Below are 8182 nucleotides of genomic sequence, written 5' to 3' on the forward strand. Positions count from 1 at the left end.
CGGTGCTCGGCGTGCACCGCGAGGCGGCGCTGCCCAAGTTCCACGGCAAGACCTTCGTGCTGCGCGCCAAGCGCTCGGCGCCCGGAGTCAACGCGAGCGCGCCGGCCCACGGCCGCAAGGCCGTGCTCTACGCGACCTGCTTCGTCAACTACAACAACCCCGGCATCGGCGAGGCGAGCCGCTTTGTCCTGGCCCGCAACGGCGTCGAGACCCAGGTCGTCTATCCGGGCTGCTGCGGCATGCCCCAATTCGAGCGCGGCGACATCGCCAAGGTGGCCGAGGCCGCGCGCCGCGTCGCGGCCGAGATGGAACCCTGGATCGATCGGGGCCACGCGGTGATCGCGCTCACGCCGTCCTGCGCGCTGATGCTCAAGTTCGAATGGCCGCTGATCCTGCCCGAGGATCCGGTCGTCAAGAAGCTTTCGGAGGCGACCTACGATATCGCCGAATATGTCGTCGATATCGCCAAGAACGAGGGTCTGGCCGAGGGTTTGGGGGCGCTGCCCGGCGGGGTCGCGCTGCACCTGGCCTGTCACGCCCGGGCCCAGAACATGGGCCCCAAGGCGGCGGAGATGCTGCGCCTGGCGCCGGGCGCGGAGCTCACCGTGATCGATCGCTGCTCGGGCCACGGCGGCTCCTGGGGGGTCATGAAGGAGCATTTCGAGACCGCGCTCAAGCTCGGCCGCCCGGCGGCGCGCCAGGTGGCCAACAGCGGCCAGCAGTTCATCGCCTCGGAGTGCCCGCTCGCCGGCCTGCACCTGCTTCAGGGCGTCGAGCGCCAGGACGGCGAGAACAAGCCCGATACCGAAACCGCCCATCACCCGATCGAGCTATTCGCCCGCGCCTACGGCTATGAAGGTTAGACGCTAATGACCGCCAAGCACGAGATCGCCCGCGACGACATCCTGCCGATGGCGGACTATGTGCGCGAGCGCAAGGAGCGCCGCGTCACGCTGGCGGCGGTCAAGAAGGCACTGGACGAGGGCGACACAGCCACGGCGGGCACGACCTTTCGCCGACTATGGCGTCGGTTCAGCCCGGCCGTACAGAACCGCTTCATGAGGTTCTACTCACCCCCGGCCGTCCGCATGGTCTGGCCCAAGGACAAGAAGGAGATCGAGAAGGACAAGGCCAAGCGAGAAGCGGAGGCCAAGAAGAGCAAGAAGAAGCGCCCCCGCGGAGGCCTGCCGGAGATGCTCACCCGCGAGCTCACACCGAAAGAGAAACGGCGCAGCCGCGGTGGCCACCGTGGTGGCTACACGATCATCGATGGCATGATGGTGCCGATCGGCCAGGACGACGACAAGAAAAAGGTCGTCACCGCCCACTCCGTGCTCGTCCAGCACGAGTTCGGCCGGCGCGAAATCCAACGGCAGCTTCGCTCGCTGCCGGCGGCCTTCCTCGGCACCATCGCCGCCCGCGACATCTACAAGGCGTTGGTCTCCCTCGAGGTGGAGAAGTTCGGCTGCGTGGTCTGCCACTCGGGCCGGGCCAAGTGCTGGCCACAAGTGTGGCCTCCTGGTACGCCTTACCGACTACCCAATTGCGCGCTACCCTGGGAACCCGACTGACCAGCAGCGAAGATGGTCAGGAACGATCCCGCGCAGGGCTACAGCAGGTTCACTTTCTGGCACACCTGGATAATCGTACGGCGCTCGGTGTGGTTCTGCACCCGCTGACTCGTTCGCAGATGAGTCTGATAGATACCAATAGCTATCTGATCCTGGCTGCCGATACGCTTCGCTATGCCAAGATTCGGCGATTGGAAGGCGGCGTGTCGAGCTTGAAGCTGGGTCTATCGCGCCAATTGAGCGAATCCACGGCCATCGGATTGTCGCTAGGCATTATATTCGGCTCGATTCTGGAAGCGGACACCCTCGGCTTCACTGAGCGGGGCGACCGGACAGATGTGCTGAACTGGGTGCCGGCTCTGGAGCCCTATCTTGCGTCCGAACGGAGCACCTCCTTTCTGGGCCGGACCATTGGCTTCGGATTCCAGACCGGCGCCTGGCCCCGGTCCCGGAGCATGATCGGCTTGCAGATCGATTGGCCCCTGGCCGTCACGGCGAAGGTGAGCACCCGCTATCACCAGCTGCCGGCCTATTCGAACACTCGGCAGAAGGGCCTGCACCTGCCTTCAACGATCAGTGCCAGTTACGGGCTGGATGTGACCTCCCGGCAGCGCCTGCTGGCCGATGCCAACATCATCCGCAACCGAGCCAAGGTGGGCGCCGCCGTCACCAACGCCCAGGCATTTCTCGCGGTGCAGCAGGAGTTCGGCTCGTTCGATCGCTACATCTGGCAGTTCACCGACGGCCAAACCCGCCTGTATCCCCTCGCTGAGAACTGGGATAAGCTGCGGGTCTCCTCGCCCGAATCCGATGCCATGTCCGCCGATCTGAAGCAGCGCGGCTTCAAGTTCGTCGGCACCGTCACCTGCTACGCCTACATGCAGAGCATCGGCATGGTCGACGACCATCTCATGGGTTGCCCCCGCCATGCAGCCCGCTGAGCCGCCCCTGAGCGCAACGCTCGATTCCGACGTAACTTTTGCGCAGGACCGCCCCTGCGGCTAGACCGCGTGCGAATCTGCCCATGCCGAAACTCCACCTTCACCCCGCCGTGGCCCCCTTCGAGGAGGCCATGATCGAATTCCGGCGGCACCTCCACCAGCACCCTGAGCTGGGCTTCCAGGAGGAGGAAACCGCCCGCTATATCCTGGCCCGGATCGACGGCCTCGGCCTGGAGGTGCGCCACCCGGTGGCCCGCACGGGCATCGTGGCTCTCCTGCGCAACGACGATGGTCCCTGCATCGCCCTGCGCGCCGACATGGACGCGCTCCCCATCCAGGAGACCGGCGACCTGCCCTACAAGTCCGTCAACGACGGCGTCATGCACGCCTGCGGCCACGACGGCCACACGGCCATCCTCCTGGGCACTCTCATGGCCCTCCAGCGGCACACGGATTTGTGGCGGGGCACCGTCAAGTTCATCTTTCAGCCCGCCGAGGAGGGCGACGCCGGGGCCGAGCACATGGTGCGTGAGGGGGTCTTGCGCGATCCGGTTCCCGCCGCCGTCTTCGGCCTGCACCTCTGGAACTACCTCCGGCTGGGTGCCATCGGAGTCCAGGCGGGACCGGTGACGGCGGCGGCGGACGCCTTCGAGATCACCGTCCGGGGCGAGGGAGGACACGGCGCCCGGCCACAGGGCACGGTGGATGCCGTCCATGTGGCCGCCCAGCTGGTGGTGGCGCTGCAGTCCGTGGTAAGCCGCAACCTCGACCCCCTCGAGCCGGGGGTGGTCACCATCGGCAAGATCGAGGGGGGCTACAGTTACAACGTCATCGCGGACAGGGTCGACCTCCAGGGTACGGCCCGTTCGTATAGCGAGGACCAGCGCCGGCTCATCCGGGACCGCCTGCAGGCGCTCTGTGACGGTCTGGCCGCTGCCTATGGCGCCCGCATCGAGCTGGCCTACCGCCACGGTTATCCCCCTACCGTTAACGACCCGGCCATGACAGACGTAGCCGCCCAGGCGGCGCGCACGGTAGCCGGCGACGGCGCGGGGGAGTTTGACCGCTCCATGGTGGGTGAGGACATAGCCTATTTCCTGCGCGAAGTTCCCGGCTGCTTCTTCTTTGTCGGATCGGCCAAGCCGGACGATGGTCCTGACAAAGTGCCCCATCACAGCGCCCATTTCGACTTCGATGAGCGCGCCCTGGCCGCCGGCGCCAGCGTATTCGTGAACATCGTCACGGCCATGCTGCCCCGGACGTGACTGGCCCCCGTCACAATATGCCTCACCGGCAGCTGGGACGGCCCTGATCCATGCTCACCCGCCTTATCCTGAAGACCTTCGTTCCCGGCTACAAGGATGCCCACGACCCAGCCGTGCGCACCCGCATCGGCATGCTGGAGGCTTGGCTGAGCATGCTGGTGAACGGACTCCTGGCGGCCCTGAAACTGGTCCTGGGCCTGGCCGCCAATTCACTGGCCCTCATCGCCGACGGCGTCCATTCCCTGTCTGACGTGGCAACTTCCGGGGTGGTGCTGTTCGGCTTCCGGATATCCGGCAAGCCCGCCGACAAGGAGCACCCCTTCGGCCACGGCCGCGCCGAGTATGTGGCCACCCTCATCATCGCCGTCATGCTGGGGGTCGTGGGGTTCGAGTTCATCAAGTCGGCCGTGGGACGCCTGTTCATGCCCGTCCCCGTTACAGCCGGGTGGGGTGTGCTGCTGGTCATTGTCTTCTCCATACTCCTCAAGGAGTGGCTGGGGCGCTTTTCCCGGGCGCTGGGCCGGCGCATCGACTCATCCACCCTCAAGGCCGACGCCTGGCACCACCGCAGCGACGCCATCAGCTCGGTGCTGGTGCTGGCGGCGGTGTGGGGCAGCTCCCGGGGCTACCCCGCCCTCGATGCAGCCGGAGGTGTCGTGGTGGGCGTCTACCTCATCTGGTCCGGTTTTACCCTCGCCCGGGAAGTGATTGATCCCCTGCTGGGGGAGCCCCCCTCGCCGCAGCTCATTGCCCGCATCCGCGAGCTCTGCCGCAGCCGCCCGCACGTCATCGATGCCCACGACGTGACGGTGCACGACTACGGCCAGCATAAGTTCATCGGCGTGCACGTGGAGCTGAGCAATCGGCTCTCGGCCCAGGACGCCCACGATGTGGCGGAGGATGTTACTCAGTTTCTACGCACCGAGCTCGATGCCTACGCCACCGTCCACATCGACCCCGTGGATAAGGATAGCGAGACGGTCAACCGGGTGCGCGCACGCCTCGATATCCTGGTGCCGCAGTCGGATACGGTGGTGGGCTTTCACGATTTGCGGGTGGTGGAGACCCCCCAGCATCACGCCATTCTCTTCGACATGGTGGTAACCCCCGAGGCGAGCGAAAACCGGCAACTGTCGGCCCGGCGCTGGCTGCAACGCGAGCTGGCCCTTACTTTCCCCGGCAGCACCATCGAGATTAACATCTCGCCGCCCCATGCCTACGGCTGAGCTGCCTGCCGCCATATGCATTTCGCCTCTATGATGAGCCGGACAGCTAGGCACCGTGTTCCTCACCCCCCGGCCCTGGACCCCGCCAGCGGCGGGGGAGCGGAGACCCGCGGCCGACCGGCGGCGCAACCGATGTCAGGGTCGCCGCAGCAAATGTCGTAACTTCGCCCCGTGCGCAAGTCGAACGCGCAAACTTTGGGCCCCTAGGCCTGCCTGTGGGCGGCCCACCGCGCTATCGTGACCATCAATTCAGGGGAAATACGCCATGACTGACCAACGTCTTACCATGAGTCCCGAGGCCATCGCCGCGGAGCAGCAGGGTTTCATGGTCAAGGTCTTCGGCTGGATGGGCGGCGGCCTGCTGGTCTCCGGCCTGGTGGCAACCTGGGTGGCCACCAATGTGGGCTTCATCGGCATGGGCACCTTCATCGTCGCGGCGGTGATCCAGCTGGTGGTGGTCATCGGCCTGGTGTCCCGCGTCGAGCGCATGAGTGCCACCATGGCCACCGGGCTGTTCATCTTTTACTCGGCCCTCACCGGCGTCACCCTCTCCACGCTCCTGCTCATCTACACCGCCGAATCGGTGGCCAGCACCTTCGTCATCACCGCCGGTGTCTTCGGCGTCATGGCCTTCTACGGCTACACCACCAAAAAGGACCTCACCGGCTGGGGCAGCTTCCTGTTCATGGGGCTCATCGGCATCATCCTCGCCTCGGTGGTGAACATGTTCATGCGCAGCTCCGCCATGGGCATGGTGATCTCCTATGTGGGGGTGCTCATTTTCACCGGCCTGACGGCCTACGATGTGCAGAAAATCAAGTCGAAGAACGTCCTCGGCAACGCCGGCACCGACGAGGACACCAAGGAAGCCGTCATCGGCGCCCTGGCGCTCTACCTGGACTTCATCAACCTGTTCATCATGCTGCTGCGCATCACGGGGAGCCGGCGCTAGAGGCTTGCCGGCAGGCAGGCCCTACTTGGGCGGCCGGGTGCGGGTGTAGGCCAGGGCGCGCCCCACCCAGTGCCCCAGTGCCTCGTCCTCTGCCGTACCCTCTGAATCCACGTAGATAAACCCCTTCATGGGCCGCCCGGTGAAGTCCATGGCCCTTACGTGGGGCTGGGCCAGGGCCTCCGCGTGCTCCTCATCGGCCAGCCGCACCATGAGGTCCTCGCCGGTGACGCCGCAGGTCATGTGGCCCCGGACCATGAAGGCAACGCCGCCGAACATCTTCTTCTCCACATACTCGGTCTCGCCCTCCAGCAGCTCCCGGATGCGCTGGGCCAGGCCCTCATCGTAGGCCATGGGGCCCCGTTCCTTCCTGACGGGTTAACATGCCTGAATGACATCGAAAAATCATAGCTCAATGGTCTCCAGGCGCGCGTCCGGGGGTATGTCCGGCTCCAGCGCCAGCATATCCTCGGCCCCGATTTTCAAGGACTCAAGCAGTTCCTCATGCGTCTTTTCCTGGGCGTTGACCCCCGGCAGGTCGATCAGCCAACCGATCCACCATCCTTCCTCCTCCTTGATGACGGCGCGATATTCTTTCATAGGTCACCTCCCCTTCGGTGGAATTCCCAGATCCTTACATATTCTTCGGACAAGTACATCCACAATTTCGCCGTGTCTGGGTATCTGCGTCCGTAAACGTCCCTTACCCCAGATGGAATGTCGGCGCCCTTCCCTGACGAGCACGGCGCCATGTCTGCGCAGCCACCGGAGCTGTTCGGTGCGCTTCATTTGTGAACTTAAGGCCCACGGTTACCATGGGAATCGGATTTCTTGGGTCGAGCCATGATCACAGCAATCTCCTGCTCCCTGTTCATTTTGTCCAGCAGCTCCCGGATGCGCCGGGTCAGCCCTTCATCGTAGGCCATGCGCTAGCCCTCCCTCAATTCTCTTCCGCGACGGGATCGTTCCAGATAAGGCGGGCCAGGCGCCATCAGCCCCTTTCCGCAGCACCGATAGATAGTTGCCGCCGTTGCTGCTGGTGACGCCCTCATACTCCCACACCAGTTCGGTGAGCCCCCACACAACGCCCATGTTACCGCGCCCTTCAACGCCTGTCACGGTGTTCCCGAAGTGGGTCACTGTGGTGGGCGGCGCGTCAGCTGCATGCGCATGTTAGACGGCAGGCGCCACTATTAGTTACCGAAACATCCATTCCAGCCCCACCGTCAAGTCAATCCCAGTGAAGTCAACGTCGATATCCTCTGGGTCGTCGCTGAAACCTATACCATCCGCCCACCGACCGCGAATCTGGGCTGACAAGCTGAGCCTGTCATTGATTCGTGTTCTTTGCCCAACGTATCCATGAAACCCGTAGCCCTCGCCATCGCGCGTTGCACTATCTGGAAGAAGGTCGACCCTATCATCCGGGCTGTACAACGTCCTAGTCACAGTCTCGACATCGCTGAAGTACACCGCAAAACCAGCACCGAGATACGGCGTGGATGCTGCCTCAAATCCTAAGAGATGGAATTCATACGTCAGGCTAACGGGTACGGTCGAGAAATCCCATTCAGTAGTAGATGTGGCCGAGCCGGGTCCAGGCGAGAACACGGAAACCGCAGCCAGCGACGACGACGTTGTGATTCGCTCCACTGAAAGCTTGACTATGTGATGGTCAGCAATGGCGAGCCTCGAGAACAGTTCCCAGTAAAGGGCCAGGCGATCTGACTCATAGTGGGAGTATTGTACACTACCATAGAAATCCGCCAAGTCAGTGAGTGGCACGTGTCCGGATCCAACTTTCGCCCCAATCGACACTTTCTGCGCCTCCAACGAACCCGCCTGAAGACCCACGATCAGCCAAACTCCGATGAGCCATCTTGCCCCATCACATCTCACACCATTTGCCTCCTGTCCGTCTAATTATCATTTATTAAGAAACACACCATGCTGCTGAATCCTGTTATTGCGTCTGGAGCCGCGCCAGATGTTAATCGTCGCTGCCGAGCGATCACACCAAGCTGCGCGAGCCGTGCCGCGCCTGGTGAAGCCTGCCTTGCTCGAGCGGTTTCTCCAGCCGAAACGCCTCTCCGCCCAGCCGGCCGCCAAGCGTAGGGCCTATAAACAGCTTTCCCATTTTGCCAAGTATCTGTCGATCGTCGAACCGCTCCCGACCTCGCTTCCCAGCCTGCCGTACGATCCCGATCAAACCTTCGTGTCGAACATCCGC

The 8182-nt window shown here is 63.8% G+C and carries 10 protein-coding genes; 7 read left to right on the plus strand and 3 right to left on the minus strand.

Translation table 11 applies throughout. The features are described from left to right. The 6 genes from IH971_09960 to IH971_09985 all read left to right on the plus strand — a co-directional run. On the plus strand, positions 1 to 863 hold an 863-nt coding region (locus IH971_09960), incomplete at its 5' end, for a glycerol-3-phosphate dehydrogenase (GenBank protein MCH7498161.1). 6 nt (positions 864 to 869) lie between these two features. Then, positions 870 to 1571: a hypothetical protein gene (locus tag IH971_09965; protein MCH7498162.1), complete on the plus strand. Its 702-nt coding sequence runs from the start codon at positions 870 to 872 to the stop codon at positions 1569 to 1571. 455 nt (positions 1572 to 2026) lie between these two features. Beyond that, the gene (locus IH971_09970; GenBank protein MCH7498163.1) at positions 2027 to 2512 is read left to right on the plus strand and encodes a DNA-3-methyladenine glycosylase I; all 486 of its coding nucleotides are present in this window, start codon (positions 2027 to 2029) and stop codon (positions 2510 to 2512) included. A gap of 83 nt (positions 2513 to 2595) precedes the next feature. Next, positions 2596 to 3777, plus strand: coding sequence for an amidohydrolase (locus IH971_09975; protein ID MCH7498164.1), 1182 nt, complete (start codon positions 2596 to 2598; stop codon positions 3775 to 3777). A 50-nt stretch (positions 3778 to 3827) separates the two neighbouring features. Then, positions 3828 to 5003, plus strand: a complete 1176-nt coding sequence (locus IH971_09980; GenBank protein ID MCH7498165.1) for a cation transporter — start codon at positions 3828 to 3830, stop codon at positions 5001 to 5003. Positions 5004 to 5268: 265 nt separating this feature from the next. Beyond that, complete coding sequence (locus IH971_09985) at positions 5269 to 5955, plus strand: Bax inhibitor-1/YccA family protein (protein ID MCH7498166.1); 687 nt, start codon at positions 5269 to 5271, stop codon at positions 5953 to 5955. Positions 5956 to 5976: 21 nt separating this feature from the next. On the opposite strand, the gene IH971_09990 is transcribed toward IH971_09985, so the two are convergent. The 3 genes from IH971_09990 to IH971_10000 form a co-directional block, all read right to left on the minus strand. Further along, positions 5977 to 6306 (minus strand): TfoX/Sxy family protein, encoded by a 330-nt coding sequence (locus tag IH971_09990; GenBank protein MCH7498167.1) that lies wholly within the window; start codon positions 6304 to 6306, stop codon positions 5977 to 5979. Positions 6307 to 6357: 51 nt separating this feature from the next. Continuing rightward, complete coding sequence (locus IH971_09995; GenBank protein MCH7498168.1) at positions 6358 to 6552, minus strand: type II toxin-antitoxin system HicB family antitoxin; 195 nt, start codon at positions 6550 to 6552, stop codon at positions 6358 to 6360. Between the two features lie 597 nt (positions 6553 to 7149). Beyond that, on the minus strand, positions 7150 to 7785 hold the full coding sequence (locus tag IH971_10000) for a hypothetical protein (protein MCH7498169.1): 636 nt from the start codon (positions 7783 to 7785) through the stop codon (positions 7150 to 7152). A 199-nt stretch (positions 7786 to 7984) separates the two neighbouring features. On the opposite strand from IH971_10000, the gene IH971_10005 reads away from it, so the two are divergent. Then, positions 7985 to 8182: hypothetical protein (locus tag IH971_10005; protein MCH7498170.1), on the plus strand; the 198-nt coding region annotated here is incomplete at its 3' end.

It is taken from the genome of Candidatus Neomarinimicrobiota bacterium (assembly GCA_022560655.1).
Taxonomy (GTDB): Bacteria; Fidelibacterota; Marinisomatia; order SCGC-AAA003-L08; family TS1B11; genus JADFSS01.